The sequence below is a fragment of the Pseudomonas sp. PL-6 genome, from assembly GCF_054110165.1.
On sequence record NZ_CM134189.1, the window covers coordinates 1 to 16296 of the forward strand.

17 protein-coding genes are annotated in these 16296 nt (G+C 62.8%); all 17 read left to right on the forward strand.

Translation table 11 applies throughout. The annotated features are described in order from the left end of the window. The first annotated feature begins 506 nt into the window (after nucleotides 1-506). Nucleotides 507-641, forward strand: a complete 135-nt coding sequence (rpmH, locus tag ACW9UL_RS00005; protein WP_003246698.1) for a 50S ribosomal protein L34 — start codon at nucleotides 507-509, stop codon at nucleotides 639-641. 13 nt (nucleotides 642-654) lie between these two features. After that, the gene (gene rnpA, locus ACW9UL_RS00010; protein ID WP_082457793.1) at nucleotides 655-1059 is read left to right on the forward strand and encodes a ribonuclease P protein component; all 405 of its coding nucleotides are present in this window, start codon (nucleotides 655-657) and stop codon (nucleotides 1057-1059) included. Further along, a complete protein-coding gene (gene yidD, locus ACW9UL_RS00015; RefSeq protein ID WP_013717990.1) occupies nucleotides 1052-1297 on the forward strand; it encodes a membrane protein insertion efficiency factor YidD in 246 nt (81 codons plus the stop codon). The genes rnpA and yidD overlap by 8 nt, the downstream gene beginning before the upstream one ends. 2 nt (nucleotides 1298-1299) lie before the next feature. Continuing rightward, nucleotides 1300-3042, forward strand: coding sequence for a membrane protein insertase YidC (gene yidC / locus ACW9UL_RS00020; RefSeq protein ID WP_122109585.1), 1743 nt, complete (start codon nucleotides 1300-1302; stop codon nucleotides 3040-3042). Between the two features lie 135 nt (nucleotides 3043-3177). Next, the gene (mnmE, locus tag ACW9UL_RS00025; RefSeq protein WP_457788436.1) at nucleotides 3178-4545 is read left to right on the forward strand and encodes a tRNA uridine-5-carboxymethylaminomethyl(34) synthesis GTPase MnmE; all 1368 of its coding nucleotides are present in this window, start codon (nucleotides 3178-3180) and stop codon (nucleotides 4543-4545) included. A gap of 644 nt (nucleotides 4546-5189) precedes the next feature. Continuing rightward, on the forward strand, nucleotides 5190-7082 hold the full coding sequence (gene mnmG / locus ACW9UL_RS00030; protein WP_457788437.1) for a tRNA uridine-5-carboxymethylaminomethyl(34) synthesis enzyme MnmG: 1893 nt from the start codon (nucleotides 5190-5192) through the stop codon (nucleotides 7080-7082). Next, nucleotides 7079-7726 carry a 16S rRNA (guanine(527)-N(7))-methyltransferase RsmG gene (rsmG, locus tag ACW9UL_RS00035; protein ID WP_457791014.1) on the forward strand — a complete coding sequence of 216 codons (648 nt, stop codon included), beginning with the start codon at nucleotides 7079-7081 and terminating at the stop codon, nucleotides 7724-7726. Before mnmG ends, rsmG begins: the two co-directional genes overlap by 4 nt. 11 nt (nucleotides 7727-7737) lie before the next feature. Continuing rightward, nucleotides 7738-8526, forward strand: coding sequence for a ParA family protein (locus ACW9UL_RS00040; protein WP_021442432.1), 789 nt, complete (start codon nucleotides 7738-7740; stop codon nucleotides 8524-8526). Nucleotides 8527-8537: 11 nt separating this feature from the next. Then, a complete protein-coding gene (locus ACW9UL_RS00045) occupies nucleotides 8538-9407 on the forward strand; it encodes a ParB/RepB/Spo0J family partition protein (RefSeq protein WP_021442431.1) in 870 nt (289 codons plus the stop codon). A 159-nt stretch (nucleotides 9408-9566) separates the two neighbouring features. Continuing rightward, nucleotides 9567-9971, forward strand: a complete 405-nt coding sequence (locus ACW9UL_RS00050; protein WP_031302725.1) for a F0F1 ATP synthase subunit I — start codon at nucleotides 9567-9569, stop codon at nucleotides 9969-9971. A 17-nt stretch (nucleotides 9972-9988) separates the two neighbouring features. Continuing rightward, the gene (gene atpB, locus ACW9UL_RS00055; RefSeq protein ID WP_122109589.1) at nucleotides 9989-10855 is read left to right on the forward strand and encodes a F0F1 ATP synthase subunit A; all 867 of its coding nucleotides are present in this window, start codon (nucleotides 9989-9991) and stop codon (nucleotides 10853-10855) included. A gap of 148 nt (nucleotides 10856-11003) precedes the next feature. Continuing rightward, a complete protein-coding gene (atpE, locus tag ACW9UL_RS00060) occupies nucleotides 11004-11261 on the forward strand; it encodes a F0F1 ATP synthase subunit C (protein ID WP_003097235.1) in 258 nt (85 codons plus the stop codon). Nucleotides 11262-11317: 56 nt separating this feature from the next. Continuing rightward, entirely contained in the window at nucleotides 11318-11788 is a 471-nt protein-coding gene (locus ACW9UL_RS00065) for a F0F1 ATP synthase subunit B (protein WP_021442428.1), read from the forward strand. Between the two features lie 14 nt (nucleotides 11789-11802). Then, on the forward strand, nucleotides 11803-12339 hold the full coding sequence (locus ACW9UL_RS00070; RefSeq protein ID WP_021442427.1) for a F0F1 ATP synthase subunit delta: 537 nt from the start codon (nucleotides 11803-11805) through the stop codon (nucleotides 12337-12339). Nucleotides 12340-12360: 21 nt separating this feature from the next. After that, nucleotides 12361-13905, forward strand: a complete 1545-nt coding sequence (gene atpA / locus ACW9UL_RS00075) for a F0F1 ATP synthase subunit alpha (protein WP_021442426.1) — start codon at nucleotides 12361-12363, stop codon at nucleotides 13903-13905. A gap of 50 nt (nucleotides 13906-13955) precedes the next feature. Next, nucleotides 13956-14816, forward strand: a complete 861-nt coding sequence (atpG, locus tag ACW9UL_RS00080) for a F0F1 ATP synthase subunit gamma (RefSeq protein ID WP_021442425.1) — start codon at nucleotides 13956-13958, stop codon at nucleotides 14814-14816. 30 nt (nucleotides 14817-14846) lie between these two features. After that, nucleotides 14847-16223, forward strand: coding sequence for a F0F1 ATP synthase subunit beta (atpD, locus tag ACW9UL_RS00085; protein WP_021442424.1), 1377 nt, complete (start codon nucleotides 14847-14849; stop codon nucleotides 16221-16223). Nucleotides 16224-16296: the final 73 nt, after the last annotated feature.

A 16296-nucleotide genomic window follows, 5' to 3' on the forward strand; every position in this document is an offset into this window, starting at 1 on the left:
TTCCAGGCGGCGATGCAAAAAACAGCCGTCATTGTAGCCGCCCAAGGCGGAGTTATCCACACGGCGCAGAGCAGATGGCCAAGTAAAATCAAAGCCTTATTGGCATTCATCAGGCTTATCAGGGCCATGTCCAAGCTTGTGGATAAGGCCCCGTGAAGTCGTTGCAAAAGCCTGGGGACAGGACAGCGGATAACCTGCCTGTGGGTAACCCGGCAGATTGCCCCCAGCCTGTGCGCAGGGAACACACAGGCCCGGCACCGTTTCCTGACAACCTTATCATCCCGGCAAGGCCACGGATGGCGGGCGCTGCGGGCAGTTCTCCACAGAAGGAAGCCGGCCTAATCATTATCAACATAGAAAAAGAGCTTTAAACCTTTCCTTCTTTCTATTCCTATTTGGCGAAAAGGCTGGTTGGAAATTGACCTGCCGCGCGGCTTTCTCTAGAATTGCCGGTCTCTTTAAACCAGGGTCATTCCGACCCTAGTCGATCACCCAGGTAACGCACCATGAAACGCACTTTCCAACCCAGCACCATCAAGCGCGCTCGTACCCACGGTTTCCGTGCCCGCATGGCCACCAAGAACGGCCGTGCCGTCCTGTCGCGTCGTCGCGCCAAGGGCCGCAAGCGTCTGACTGTCTAATTCATCCAGACAGGTGGTGAGTCGAGGCTTCGGCCGGGAAAAGCGTCTGCTGACCCCCCGGCAATTCAAGGCAGTCTTCGACTCCCCAAGCGGCAAAGCTCCGGGCAAAAGTGTCCTGCTGCTAGCGCGCGACAACCAGCTCGATCATCCCCGCCTGGGTCTGGTGATCGGCAAGAAGAGCGTCAAGCTCGCCGTCGAGCGCAACCGCATCAAGCGTCAAATCCGCGAGTCCTTCCGCCTGAACCAGGACGACCTGGTCGGCTGGGACATAGTGGTGGTCGCCCGTAAGGGCCTCGGCGATCTGGAGAATGGCGAACTCGCTCAGCAGTTCGGCAAGCTCTGGAGACGCCTGGCCCGTAGCCGGCCCAGTCGCGACGCACATGCCTCCCCCGGGACAAGCGACAATCCCCATGCGTAAAGCGGCCCTAGCCTGTATCCAGGTGTATCGCTACGCCATCAGCCCGCTGATGGCCAGTCATTGTCGCTTCTATCCCAGCTGTTCCTGCTATGCCTACGAAGCCATCGAGCAACATGGCTTCCTGCGTGGCGGCTGGCTGGCGGCTCGCCGGCTCGGTCGCTGCCACCCCTGGAATGCCGGCGGCTTCGACCCGGTGCCTCCCGTGAAAACCTCCCGTTCCCCTTCGATGGCCGAATAATCATGGATATCCAACGTTCGATCCTGATCGTCGCCCTGGCAGTCGTGTCCTACCTCATGGTCCTGCAATGGAACGAGGACTACGGCCAGGCCGCCCTGCCGGCCGAGGTACAGTCCTCGACCGCCGCGACGCCCGCCCTGCCGGACACTCCGGCCAATGCCGCAACCGCCGGCGACGACATCCCCACTGCCGTGGCCGAACCCAGCGCCGCTGCCGTTGCGCCGACTGCCGCCGCCAGCGACGAGCTGATCCGCGTAAAGACCGACGTGCTGGATCTGGCCATCGACCCGCGCGGTGGCGATATCGTGCAGCTGCGCCTGCCACAGTACCCGCGCCGCCAGGATCGCCCGGACGTGCCCTTCCAGCTGTTCGACAACGGCGGCGAACGCACCTACCTGGCGCAGAGCGGCCTGATCGGCCAGAACGCCCCGGACAAGTCCAGCGGTCGCGCCCTGTGGTCGAGCGAGAAAACCAGCTACGCGATGGCCGACGGCCAGGACAGCCTGGTGGTCGACCTGACCTACAGCGAGAACGGCGTCAACTACATCAAGCGCTACAGCTTCAAGCGCGGCCTCAACCCGCAGTGCTCGGCGCGTGAGCAGCAGCTGAAGAAACCCGGTTGCGTGGACCCCTCCGCCTATCAGGTCGACGTGCGCTACCTGATCGACAACCAGAGCGATCAGGCCTGGAGCGGCAACCTGTTCGCCCAGCTCAAGCGCGACAGCAGCGGCGATCCGTCCTCCACCACCGCCACCGGTACCGCCACCTACCTGGGCGCGGCGCTGTGGACCAGCGAGGAGCCGTACAAGAAGGTGTCGATGAAGGACATCGACAAGCAGCCCTTCAAGGAAACCGTGCAGGGCGGCTGGGTCGCCTGGCTGCAGCACTACTTCGTCACCGCCTGGGTGCCGAGCAAGGACAGCACTAACCTGGTGCAGACCCGCAAGGACAGCCAGGGCAACTACATCGTCGGCTTCACCGGCCCGGCCGTGCAGGTCGCCGCCGGCAGCCAGGGCGAGACCGGCGCCATCCTCTATGCCGGCCCCAAGCTGCAGGAGCACCTGGGTACCCTGTCCCCGGGCCTGGAGCTGACCGTCGACTACGGCTTCCTGTGGTTCCTCGCCCAGCCGATCTTCTGGCTGCTGGAAGTGATCCACGGCCTGCTGGGTAACTGGGGCTGGTCGATCATCGTGCTGACCATCATCATCAAGCTGATCTTCTTCCCGCTGTCGGCCGCCAGCTACCGCTCCATGGCCCGCATGCGCGCCGTGTCGCCCAAGCTGCAGGCGCTGAAGGAGCAGTTCGGCGACGATCGCCAGAAGATGTCCCAGGCGATGATGGAGCTGTACAAGAAGGAGAAGATCAACCCGCTGGGCGGCTGCCTGCCGATTCTGGTGCAGATGCCGGTGTTCCTCGCCCTCTACTGGGTGCTGCTGGAATCCGTGGAGATGCGTCAGGCCCCGTGGCTGCTGTGGATCACCGACCTGTCGATCAAGGATCCGTTCTTCATCCTGCCGATCATCATGGGCGCCACCATGTTCATCCAGCAGCAGCTCAACCCGACGCCGCCGGACCCCATGCAGGCGCGCGTGCTGAAGCTGATGCCGATCATCTTCACCTTCTTCTTCCTGTGGTTCCCGGCCGGTCTGGTGCTGTACTGGGTGGTCAACAACATCCTGTCCATCGCCCAGCAGTGGTACATCACCCGCAAGATCGAAGCAGCAGCGAAGATAGCTAGCGCCTGATTGGCCAAGGCTTCCCAGTTGCAAGCAGACGCCCCATGATTGGGGCGTTTTGCTGTCCACCCTCCCTGTAGGAGCGCGGGGCGCCCAGTCCCCCGCTCGCGAACCCTGGCCCCGGCCAATCACCGAGTAAATGCCATGCCCCTTGCCCGAGACACCATCGCCGCCGTCGCCACCGCCCAGGGTCGCGGCGGCGTCGGCATCGTGCGGGTGTCCGGACCGCTGGCCGGACAGCTGGCCCAGGCCATCTGCCGACGCGAGCTGAAGCCGCGCTTCGCCCACCACGGCCCGTTCTTCGGCGAGCAACAGCTACCGCTGGACGAAGGCCTGGCCATCTACTTCCCCGGGCCGAACTCCTTCACCGGCGAAGACGTGCTGGAACTGCAAGGCCATGGCGGCCCGGTGGTGCTCGACCTGCTGCTGCGCCGCTGCCTGGAGTTGGGTGCCCGCCTGGCCCGCCCCGGCGAGTTCAGCGAGCGCGCCTTCCTCAACGACAAGCTCGACCTGGCCCAGGCCGAGGCCATCGCCGACCTGATCGAGGCCAGCTCCGAGCAGGCCGCACGCAATGCGCTGCGTTCGCTGCAGGGCGAGTTCTCCAAGCGGGTGCATGCGCTGACCGAATCCCTGATCCAGCTGCGCATCTACGTCGAGGCCGCCATCGATTTTCCCGAGGAGGAGATCGATTTCCTCGCCGATGGCCATGTGCTGAGCCAGCTCGACGGCGTGCGCGCAAACTTATCCACAGTGCTGCGCGAGGCCGGCCAGGGTGCCCTGCTGCGCGACGGCATGACGGTGGTCATCGCCGGCCGGCCCAATGCCGGCAAGTCCAGCCTGCTCAATGCCCTGGCCGGACGCGAGGCGGCCATCGTCACCGAGATCGCCGGCACCACCCGCGACGTGCTGCGCGAACATATCCACATCGACGGCATGCCGCTGCATGTGGTCGACACCGCCGGCCTACGCGATACCGATGACCAGGTGGAACGCATCGGCGTGGAGCGCGCGCTCAAGGCCATCGGCGAGGCCGACCGGGTGCTGCTGGTGGTGGACTCCACCGCACCGGAAGCCGCCGATCCCTTCGCCCTGTGGCCGGAATTCCTCGAACAGCGCCCCGATCCGACGCGGGTCACCCTGATCCGCAACAAGGCCGATCTGTCCGGCGAGAGCGTGGCGCTGCAGACCTGCGCCGACGGCCACGTCACCCTCAGTCTGTCGGCCAAGTCGGCGGATGGCCTGGAGCTGCTGCGCGAGCACCTGAAGGCCTGCATGGGTTATCAACAGACCGCCGAGAGCGGTTTCAGTGCACGGCGTCGGCATCTGGAAGCACTGCACCAGGCCGAGCAGCACCTCGAGCACGGCCGCACCCAGCTGACCCTGATGGGCGCCGGCGAACTGCTCGCCGAGGACCTGCGCCTGGCCCAGCAGGCCCTGGGCGAGATCACCGGCGCCTTCAGCTCGGACGATCTGCTGGGGCGCATCTTCTCCAGCTTCTGCATCGGTAAATAGCAAGGCGCCGCTGCCCTTCGTAGGAGCGGATTCGTCCGCGGAAAGGGCGTCAAGCTTGCGAATAAAGGCCAGGGGCTCCCTTCGCTCCTGCCACTGCGCGCCTCGCGTTCATCCCTTGAACCTCGATCTCCCCCGGATTTCGTCCGGGCTACGCGCGCTCGTCTGCAACCTGGGGAGCTGTTGTCGACTTACTCAGAGCCCAATTAAACCCTGTGGAAAACCGCCCCTAAGCCCTGCCCATAACCGGCTGACAAAGCTGGGCGTAAATCACCCTGTGTATAACCTGCCATTTCATCCACAGCGGATGACCAGCTTTCCCAGTGGAACCCTGCAGGAACGGCACAGCCTTATCATTGGCTGTACCGCAGCAATGGCAAGGGCTACAGCCTGTTATCCACAGAAAGGGCGTGCGCTATACATAAACATAAAGAACAAGCTTTATAAAAAATCTCTCTTTCTTTTCTTTATAAGCTCACAGCGCTCAAAGCCAAGCGGGACCGGTGAGAGGCGATAGGCATCTGCACCCAACCGGCTGCAATCGGACTGGCTATTTTTTGTGCAGAAGGCTTCATTCAAGAGGCCGAAGTCCCTATACTTGCCGCCTTTCTAAAAGACCCCCTTTCTCAACAGGCACGAGGTGCGTGGTGGATTTCCCTTCCCGTTTTGACGTGATCGTGATCGGCGGCGGTCATGCCGGTACCGAGGCAGCCCTGGCTGCCGCACGCATGGGCGTGAAGACCCTGCTGCTCACCCACAATGTCGAGACCCTTGGCCAGATGAGCTGCAACCCGGCCATCGGCGGGATCGGCAAGAGCCACCTGGTCAAGGAAATCGATGCCCTCGGCGGGGCCATGGCCACCGCTACCGACAAGGGCGGCATCCAGTTCCGCGTGCTCAACAGCCGCAAGGGCCCGGCGGTACGCGCCACCCGCGCCCAGGCCGACCGCGTGCTGTACAAGGCGGCAGTGCGCGAGATTCTGGAGAACCAGGCCAACCTGTGGATTTTTCAACAGGCGGCCGACGACCTGATTGTGGAAAACGCCCAGGTCAAAGGCGTGGTCACCCAGATGGGGCTCAGGTTCCACGCGGATTCCGTGGTGTTGACCACAGGCACCTTCCTCGGCGGACTTATCCACATCGGTCTGCAGAACTACTCCGGCGGCCGCGCCGGCGATCCGCCTTCCATCGCCTTGGCCCAGCGTCTGCGCGAGCTGCCTCTGCGCGTCGGTCGGCTGAAGACCGGCACCCCGCCGCGCATCGATGGCAGATCAGTAGATTTTTCGCTGATGACCGAGCAACCGGGCGACACCCCAACGCCGCTGATGTCCTTCCTCGGTAAGCGCGAGCAGCAGCCCAAGCAGATCAGCTGCTGGATCACCCACACCAACGCGCGTACCCACGAGATCATCGCCGCCAACCTCGACCGTTCGCCGATGTACTCGGGCGTGATCGAAGGCGTGGGCCCGCGTTACTGCCCGTCGATCGAGGACAAGATCCACCGCTTCGCCGACAAGGACAGCCACCAGGTGTTTATCGAGCCCGAGGGCTTGACCACCCACGAGCTGTATCCCAACGGCATCTCCACCTCGCTGCCGTTCGACGTGCAACTGCAGATCGTGCGCAGCATCCGCGGCATGGAGAACGCCCATATCGTGCGTCCCGGCTACGCCATCGAATACGACTACTTCGATCCGCGCGACCTCAAGTACAGCCTGGAGACCAAGGTCATAGGCGGGCTGTTCTTCGCCGGCCAGATCAACGGCACCACCGGCTACGAAGAAGCCGGTGCCCAGGGCCTGCTGGCCGGCTGCAACGCCGCGCTGCGCGCCCAGGGCAAGGACGCCTGGTGTCCGCGTCGCGACGAGGCCTATATCGGCGTGCTGGTCGACGACCTGATCACCCTCGGCACCCAGGAGCCGTACCGCATGTTCACCTCGCGCGCCGAATACCGGCTGATCCTGCGCGAGGACAACGCCGACCTGCGCCTGACCGAGAAGGGCCGCGAGCTGGGCCTGGTGGACGACGAACGCTGGGCCGCCTTCGAGGCCAAGCGCGAAGGCATCGCCCAGGAAGAGCAGCGCCTGAAGAGCACCTGGGTGCGCCCGGGCACGCCGCAGGGCGATGCCATCGCCGCGCGCTTCGGCACGCCGCTGACGCACGAATACAACCTGCTCAACCTGCTGGCGCGTCCCGAGATCGACTACGCCACCCTGGCCGAGGTGACCGAGTCCCCGGCTGTGGATAACCAGGTGGCCGAGCAGGTCGAGATCAAGACCAAGTACGCCGGCTATATCGATCGCCAGCAGGACGAGATCGCCAAGCTGCGCGCCAGCGAGGACACCAAGCTGCCGCAGGACCTGGACTACGCCGCCATCTCCGGGCTGTCCAAGGAGATCCAGTTCAAGCTGGGCAACACCCGCCCGGCGACCCTCGGCCAGGCCTCGCGCATTCCCGGGGTCACTCCGGCGGCGATCTCCCTGCTGCTGATTCATCTGAAAAAGCGCAGCGCCGGGCAGAAGCTGGAGCACAGCGCCTGATGTCGGTCACTCAGCATCACGCCGAAGAACTGCTGCAGGGCGCCCGCGAACTGGGCATCGAGCTCAGCGAGCGGCAGCAGGAACAGCTGCTCGCCTACCTGGGCCTGCTGATCAAGTGGAACAAGGCCTACAACCTCACCGCCGTGCGCGATCCCGACGAGATGGTGTCGCGCCACCTACTCGACAGCCTGTCGGTGGTGCCCTTCGTCGCCGAGCTCGGCGACAACTGGCTGGACGTCGGCAGCGGCGGCGGCATGCCCGGCATTCCGTTGGCCATCCTGTTCCCCGAGCGGCGTTTCACCCTGCTCGACTCCAACGGCAAGAAGACCCGCTTCCTGATCCAGGTGAAGCTGGAGCTGAAACTCGCCAACCTCGAAGTTGTCCACAGCCGGGTCGAGGCGTTTCAGCCCGAGCGGCCGTTCGACGGCATCAGCTCGCGAGCCTTCAGCAGCCTGGAAGACTTCAGCACCTGGACCCGCCACCTCGGCAGCGCCGACACCCACTGGCTGGCGATGAAGGGCGTGCACCCGGACGACGAGCTGCAGGCGCTGCCGGCGGACTTCCGTCTCAGTGCCACCCATGTGCTGCGGGTTCCCGGTTGCCAAGGCCAGCGCCATCTGTTGATACTGCGTCGCTCGGTCTAAGGGGAAAGAAGATGGCCAAGGTATTCGCGATCGCCAACCAGAAAGGCGGGGTGGGCAAGACCACGACGTGCATCAACCTGGCCGCCTCGCTGGTGGCGACCAAGCGCCGGGTGCTGTTGATCGACCTCGACCCGCAGGGCAACGCGACCATGGGCAGCGGCGTCGACAAGCACGGCCTGGAGCACTCGATCTACGACGTGCTGATCGGCGAATGCGATCTCGGCCAGGCCATGCAGTTCTCCGAGCACGGCGGCTACCAGCTGCTGCCGGCCAACCGCGACCTCACCGCCGCGGAGGTCGCCCTGCTCGAGATGAAGATGAAGGAGAGCCGCCTGCGTTACGCCCTGGCGCCAATCCGCGAGAACTACGACTACGTCCTCATCGACTGCCCGCCTTCGCTGTCGATGCTGACCATCAACGCCCTGGTCGCCGCCGACGGCGTGATCATCCCCATGCAGTGCGAGTACTACGCGCTCGAGGGCCTCTCGGACCTGGTCAACAGCATCCAGCGCATCGCCCAGCTGCTCAATCCCAAGCTGCAGATCGAAGGCCTGCTGCGCACCATGTACGACCCGCGCATCAGCCTGACCAACGACGTCAGCGCCCAGCTCAAGGAACACTTCGGCGACAAGCTGTACGACGCGGTGATCCCGCGCAACGTGCGCCTGGCCGAGGCGCCGAGCTTCGGCATGCCGGCGCTGGTCTACGACAAACAATCCCGTGGCGCCATCGCCTACCTGGCGCTGGCCGGCGAACTGGTGCGCCGTCAGCGCTCCGCCGCGAAAACCGCTACCGCTTAAGGAACCCCCGCATGGCTGCGAAGAAACGAGGTCTGGGACGAGGCCTGGACGCCCTGCTCGGCGGCACCAGTGTCGCCGCCCTGCAGGAAGAGGCCGCCCAGGTCGACAATCGCGAACTGCAGTACGTGCCGCTGGAGCTGATCCAGCGCGGCAAGTACCAGCCGCGCCGCGACATGGACCAGACCGCTCTGGAAGAGCTGGCCGCTTCGATCCGCGCCCAGGGCGTGATGCAACCCATAGTCCTACGCCCCATCGGCGGCGGTCGCTTCGAGATCGTCGCCGGCGAACGGCGCTGGCGGGCCAGCCAGCTGGCCGGTCAGGACAAGATCCCGGCCATGGTCCGCGAACTGCCGGACGAAGCCGCCATCGCCATGGCGCTGATCGAGAACATCCAGCGCGAAGACCTCAACCCGATCGAGGAAGCCGTGGCCCTGCAGCGCCTGCAGCAGGAGTTCGAGCTGACCCAGCAGCAGGTCGCCGATGCCGTCGGCAAGTCGCGCGTCACCATCACCAACCTGCTGCGCCTGATCGCCCTGCCGGAGGAGATCAAGACCCTGCTGTCGCACGGCGACCTGGAGATGGGCCATGCCCGTGCGTTGCTCGGTTTACCCCTGGAACAGCAGGTGGAAGCGGCGCGACACGTTGTCGCACGCGGCCTCACCGTTCGTCAGACCGAAGCCCTGGTGCGCCAGTGGCTGACAGCCAAGCCGGCGCCGACCAAGGCCAAGGCCGATCCGGACATCAGTCGCCTCGAACAGCGCCTGGCGGAGCGTCTAGGCTCGCCTGTGCAGATAAAACACGGCAGCAAGGGCAAGGGTCAGCTGGTGATCCGCTACAACTCCCTCGACGAATTGCAGGGCGTGCTCGCCCATATCCGCTGAAACAATTGGCCACATCTGGCCATGTAGCGCACGGTCGGAAATCACTACCCGGCAGTTGAATGGGGGGGATAGGCCCCCTATACTCTGCGCGCAATTTTGTTGGCACTTTTTATGCCAATTCATTGAGTTAAAGCGGTCGAGAGTCGAGGAACCCAGTTGATGGAACGCCGTATGCCGAAGCGCCGGCCCTTCCATCGTTTACCGGTGTTCCCGGTTCTGCTGGCACAGTTGATCGTGCTGCTGTTGGCCGCATTGGTGGCGTGGCAATCGCTGGGGAGCGTTGCCGGTTATTCGGCGTTGTTGGGCGGCATGATCGCCTGGTTGCCGAATCTGTATTTCGCCCACAAGGCGTTCCGCTTCAGCGGCGCGCGGGCGGCTAGAGAGATCGTCCGTTCGTTCTATGCGGGCGAAGCGGGAAAACTGATTCTGACGTTCGTGCTGTTCGCACTGACGTTTGCGGGCGTGAAACCCCTGGAGGCACCGGTTCTGTTCGGTGTCTACCTGCTGACCCTGCTGGTCAGCTGGTTCGCCCCGTTGCTGATAACAAAATTTTCACGACCTTAAAGCGTTCGAGGCAAATAATGGCAGCAGATACCGCTTCGGGTTACATCCAGCACCACCTGACGAACCTGACCTTCGGTCAGCATCCGGTGAATGGCTGGAGTTTCGCCCACACCGCAAAGGAAGCCCAGGAAATGGGTTTCTGGGCCTTCCACGTCGATACCCTGGCGGTGTCGGTGGTGCTCGGCCTGATCTTCATTCTTCTGTTCCGCCTGGCGGCGAGGAAAGCGACGTCCGGGCAACCGGGCGGCTTGCAGAACTTCGTCGAAGTGCTGGTGGAGTTCGTCGACGGCAGCGTCAAGGACACCTTCCACGGGCGTAACCCGCTGATCGCCCCGCTGGCCCTGACCATCTTCGTCTGGGTCTTCTTGATGAACTTCATGGACCTGATCCCGGTCGACTGGCTGCCGATGCTGGCCGCCACCATCGCCGGCGACCCGCACCTGTACTTCCGCGTGGTACCGACTACCGACCCGAACGCCACCCTGGGCCTGGCCCTGTCGGTGTTCGCCCTGATCCTGTTCTACAGCGTCAAGGTCAAGGGCATCGGCGGTTTCCTCGGCGAGCTGACCATGCACCCGTTCAGCTCGAACAACATCGCCATGAAGATCCTGCTGATCCCGGTGAACTTCCTGCTCGAGTTCGTCACCCTGATCGCCAAGCCGGTGTCCCTGGCCCTGCGTCTGTTCGGCAACCTGTATGCCGGCGAACTGATCTTCATCCTGATCGCCATCATGTACAGCGGCGGCCTGCTGCTCGGCGGTCTGGGCGGTGTGCTGCAGCTGGCCTGGGCCATCTTCCACATCCTGATCATCGTGCTGCAAGCGTTCATCTTCATGATGCTGACCATCGTCTACCTGTCGATGGCGCACGAAGATAACCACTAAGCCGTAACAAGTTCCGCGGCGTCGCCCCAGGCGGCGCCTGCCAGGACAAACCCTGCGGCTACGGCCTCGGGGCAGCTGTAAACAAACGATTTCGCTTTACCGCTTCAACAAAAACCTTAACCAATACGACTGTAAGTCGGGAGGAAAAATGGAAACTGTAGTTGGTTTGACCGCTATCGCCGTTGCACTGCTGATCGGCCTGGGTGCCCTGGGTACCGCCATCGGTTTCGGTCTGCTGGGTGGCAAGTTCCTGGAAGGCGCCGCGCGTCAGCCGGAAATGGTTCCGATGCTGCAAGTGAAAATGTTCATCGTCGCCGGTCTGCTCGACGCCGTGACCATGATCGGTGTTGGTATCGCACTGTTCTTCACCTTCGCGAACCCCTTCGTTGGTCAAATCGCAGGCTGATTCACTCGCTTCCGAGTGAATTGGTGTGACGGACAACGAACGAGCGAGGTGTTGGCGTGAACATTAATGCAACCCTGATTGGCCAGTCCGTTGCCTTCTTCATCTTCGTGCTGTTCTGCATGAAGTTCGTATGGCCTCCGGTCATTACGGCTCTGCAGGAACGCCAGAAGAAGATCGCAGACGGCTTGGACGCTGCCAACCGCGCGGCTCGTGATCTGGAGCTGGCCCACGAGAAAGTGGCCCAGCAACTGCGCGACGCCAAAGGTCAGGCTGCCGAAATCATCGAGCAGGCCAAGAAGCGCGCGGCGCAGATCGTCGACGAAGCCCGTGATCAGGCCCGTGGCGAAGCTGACCGTGTGAAGGCTCAGGCTCAGGCCGAGATCGAACAGGAAATCAACGGCATCAAAGACGCCCTGCGCGCCCAAGTGGGCAGCCTGGCGGTCAGCGGTGCAGAGAAGATCCTGGGCGCATCCATCGACCAAAGCGCGCATGCGGAGCTGGTTAATAAACTGGCAGCCGAAATTTAAGCGAGGGCGCGATCATGGCAGAACTGACCACGCTGGCCCGACCTTACGCTAAGGCTGCCTTCGAGCACGCCCAGGCCCACCAGCAACTGGCCAATTGGTCAGCCATGCTCGGCCTGGCTGCAGCGGTGTCGCTCGACGACACCATGCAGCGCGTGCTCAAGGCCCCGCGTCTGACGAGTACAGAAAAGGCCACCGCCTTCATCGAGGTGTGTGGCGACAAGTTCGACGCCCAGGCACAGAACTTCATCCATGTCGTCGCCGAGAACGACCGTCTGGCCCTGTTGCCGGACATCTTCGCCCAGTTCGAGCTGTACAAGGCCGAGCAGGAGAAGTCGATCGACGTGGATGTCACCAGTGCCTTCGCATTGAGCGATGAACAGCAAGACAAACTCGCCAAGGTTCTCAGTGCACGGCTCGGCCGAGAAGTGCGTCTGCACGCCGCGGAAGATGCCACCTTGATCGGTGGTGTACTGATCCGCGCCGGCGACCTGGTTATCGATGGCTCAGTTCGCGGCAAACTCGCGAAGCTGGCCGAAGCATTGAAATCTTGAGTTTGAAGGGGCAGCAGAGCTATGCAGCAACTCAATCCTTCCGAAATTAGTGAAATCATCAAGGGGCGCATCGAGAAACTCGACGTCGCCTCCCAAGCCCGCAACGAAGGCACCATCGTTTCCGTCTCCGACGGCATCGTGCGCATTCACGGTCTCGCCGACGTCATGTACGGCGAAATGATCGAGTTCCCGGGCGGCGTCTACGGTATGGCGCTGAACCTGGAGCAAGACTCCGTCGGCGCCGTCGTGCTGGGTGCTTACACCAGCCTGGCCGAAGGCATGAGCGCCAAGTGCACCGGCCGCATCCTGGAAGTCCCGGTTGGTCCGGAACTGCTGGGCCGTGTGGTCGATGCCCTGGGCAACCCGATCGACGGCAAAGGCCCGATCAATGCTCAAGCCACCGACGCCGTCGAGAAAGTCGCTCCGGGCGTGATCTGGCGTAAGTCGGTCGACCAGCCGGTGCAGACCGGCTACAAGTCGGTTGACGCCATGATCCCGGTCGGCCGTGGCCAGCGCGAGCTGATCATCGGCGACCGTCAGATCGGCAAGACCGCCCTGGCCGTCGACGCCATCATCAACCAGAAGAACAGCGGCATCCGCTGCGTCTACGTGGCCATCGGTCAGAAGCAATCGACCATCGCCAACGTGGTGCGCAAGCTGGAAGAAGCCGGCGCCCTGGCCAACACCATCGTGGTGGCGGCTTCGGCTTCGGAATCGGCGGCCCTGCAGTTCCTCGCGCCGTACGCCGGCTGCACCATGGGCGAATACTTCCGCGACCGCGGTGAAGACGCCCTGATCGTGTACGACGACCTGTCCAAGCAGGCCGTGGCCTACCGTCAGATCTCCCTGCTGCTGCGCCGTCCGCCGGGCCGCGAAGCCTACCCGGGCGACGTGTTCTATCTCCACAGCCGTCTGCTGGAGCGCGCTTCCCGCGTTTCCGAAGAGTACGTCGAGAAGTTCACCAATGGCGCCGTGACTGGCAAGACCGGTTCGCTGACCGCTCTGCCGATCATCGAAACCCAGGCTGGCGACGTTTCCGCGTTCGTTCCGACCAACGTGATCTCCATCACCGACGGTCAGATCTTCCTGGAATCGGCCATGTTCAACTCGGGTATCCGTCCGGCGGTCAACGCCGGTATCTCGGTATCCCGTGTGGGTGGTGCCGCGCAGACCAAGATCATCAAGAAGCTCTCCGGTGGTATCCGTACCGCCCTGGCTCAGTACCGTGAACTGGCGGCCTTCGCCCAGTTCGCCTCTGACCTGGACGAAGCCACCCGCAAGCAGCTCGAGCACGGTCAGCGTGTCACCGAACTGATGAAGCAGAAGCAGTACGCGCCCATGTCGATCGCCGACATGTCCGTATCGCTGTACGCTGCCGAGCGCGGCTTCCTGACCGACGTGGAAGTGAACAAAGTTGGCGCCTTCGAAGCGGCCCTGCTGGGCTACTTCAATCGTGAGCTGGCCGATCTGATGGCCAAGATCAACGTGAAAGGTGACTTCAACGACGAAATCGACGCCGGCATCAAGGCTGGTATCGAGAAGTTCAAGGCCACCCAAACCTGGTAAGCCGCAGCGGGCGTCGCGAGACGCCCGCCTGCTAACCCGATAGGTGTCAAATGGCAGGCGCAAAAGAGATTCGCAGCAAGATTGCGAGCATCAAAAGCACGCAGAAGATCACCAGCGCCATGGAAAAGGTGGCGGTCAGCAAGATGCGCAAGGCACAACAGCGCATGGCAGCTAGCCGTCCCTACGCGGAGCGTATCCGCCAGGTGATTGGTCATCTGGCCAACGCCAACCCGGAGTACCGCCATCCCTTCATGGTCGAGCGCGAAGTAAAACGTGCCGGTTATGTGGTGGTGAGCAGTGACCGCGGTCTGTGCGGTGGTCTGAACACCAACCTGTTCAAGGCCCTGGTCAGGGACATGGCGAAAGATCGCGAGCAAGGCGTGGAGATCGATCTCTGCGTGATTGGCTCCAAGGGCGCGGCATTCTTCCGCAACTTTGGTGGCAATGTGGTTGCTGCGATCAGCCACCTCGGCGAGGAGCCGTCGATCAACGACCTGATCGGTAGCGTCAAGGTCATGCTCGATGCCTACCTCGAAGGGCGTATCGACCGTCTGTCCGTGGTCTCGAACAAGTTCATCAACACCATGACGCAGAAGCCGACGGTGGAACAGTTGATTCCGCTGGTGGCCGATCCGGATCAAGAGCTCAAGCATCACTGGGACTATCTGTACGAGCCCGATGCCAAGGAGCTGCTCGACGGTCTGATGGTTCGCTACGTCGAATCGCAGGTGTACCAGGCGGTGGTCGAGAACAACGCGGCCGAGCAGGCTGCGCGGATGATCGCGATGAAGAACGCCACCGACAACGCCGGTGAACTGATCAGCGATTTGCAGCTGATCTACAACAAGGCGCGTCAGGCAGCGATCACCCAAGAGATTTCGGAAATCGTCGGCGGCGCTGCCGCGGTTTAAGAACGGTTCAAATATTCAGAGGAACCAAAGATGAGTAGCGGACGTATCGTTCAAATCATCGGCGCCGTTATCGACGTGGAATTCCCGCGTGATCAGGTGCCAGCCGTATACGAGGCGCTGAAAGTAGTCGGCGCCGAAACCACCCTGGAAGTCCAGCAGCAGCTGGGCGACGGCGTGGTGCGTTCCATTGCGATGGGTTCGACCGAAGGCCTCAAGCGTGGCCTGGACGTCACCCGCACCCACAAGGCCATCTCGGTACCGGTCGGTAAAGCGACCCTGGGCCGAATCATGGACGTGCTGGGCAACCCGATCGACGAAGCCGGCCCGATTGGCGAAGAAGAGCAGTGGGAAATCCACCGCGCTGCGCCGAGCTATGCCGAGCAAGCCGGCGGCAACGAGCTGCTGGAAACCGGCATCAAGGTGATCGACTTGGTCTGCCCGTTCGCCAAGGGCGGTAAGGTCGGTCTGTTCGGTGGCGCCGGCGTCGGCAAGACCGTGAACATGATGGAACTGATCCGTAACATCGCCATCGAGCACAGCGGTTATTCCGTGTTCGCCGGTGTGGGCGAGCGTACCCGTGAGGGTAACGACTTCTACCACGAGATGAAGGACTCCAACGTTCTCGACAAGGTAGCCCTGGTCTACGGTCAGATGAACGAGCCGCCAGGTAACCGTCTGCGCGTGGCGCTGACCGGCCTGACCATGGCCGAGAAGTTCCGTGACGAGGGTCGTGACGTACTGCTGTTCGTCGACAACATCTACCGTTACACCCTGGCCGGTACCGAAGTATCCGCACTGCTCGGCCGTATGCCGTCGGCAGTGGGTTACCAGCCGACCCTGGCCGAAGAGATGGGCGTTCTGCAGGAGCGCATCACCTCCACCAAGAAAGGCTCGATCACCTCGATCCAGGCCGTCTACGTACCTGCGGACGACCTGACCGACCCGAGCCCGGCGACCACCTTCGCCCACTTGGACGCCACCGTCGTACTGTCCCGTGACATCGCTTCCCTGGGTATCTACCCGGCCGTTGACCCGCTGGACTCCACCAGCCGTCAGCTGGACCCGAACGTCATCGGCAACGAACACTACGAGACCGCTCGTGGCGTTCAGTACGTGCTGCAGCGTTACAAGGAACTGAAGGACATCATCGCCATCCTCGGTATGGACGAGCTGTCCGAGTCGGACAAGCAGCTGGTATCGCGCGCTCGTAAGATCCAGCGTTTCCTGTCCCAGCCGTTCTTCGTGGCCGAAGTCTTCACCGGTTCGCCGGGCAAGTACGTGTCCCTCAAGGACACCATCGCCGGCTTCAGCGGCATTCTCAAGGGCGACTACGACCACCTGCCGGAACAAGCGTTCTACATGGTTGGCGGCATCGAAGAAGCCATCGAGAAGGCGAAGAAACTGTAATCACCCTATGCGCCCGGCGACGGGCGCATCAGGTTGTGGATAAACTTGTCCACAGCCTGTCACGTGAGGCAAG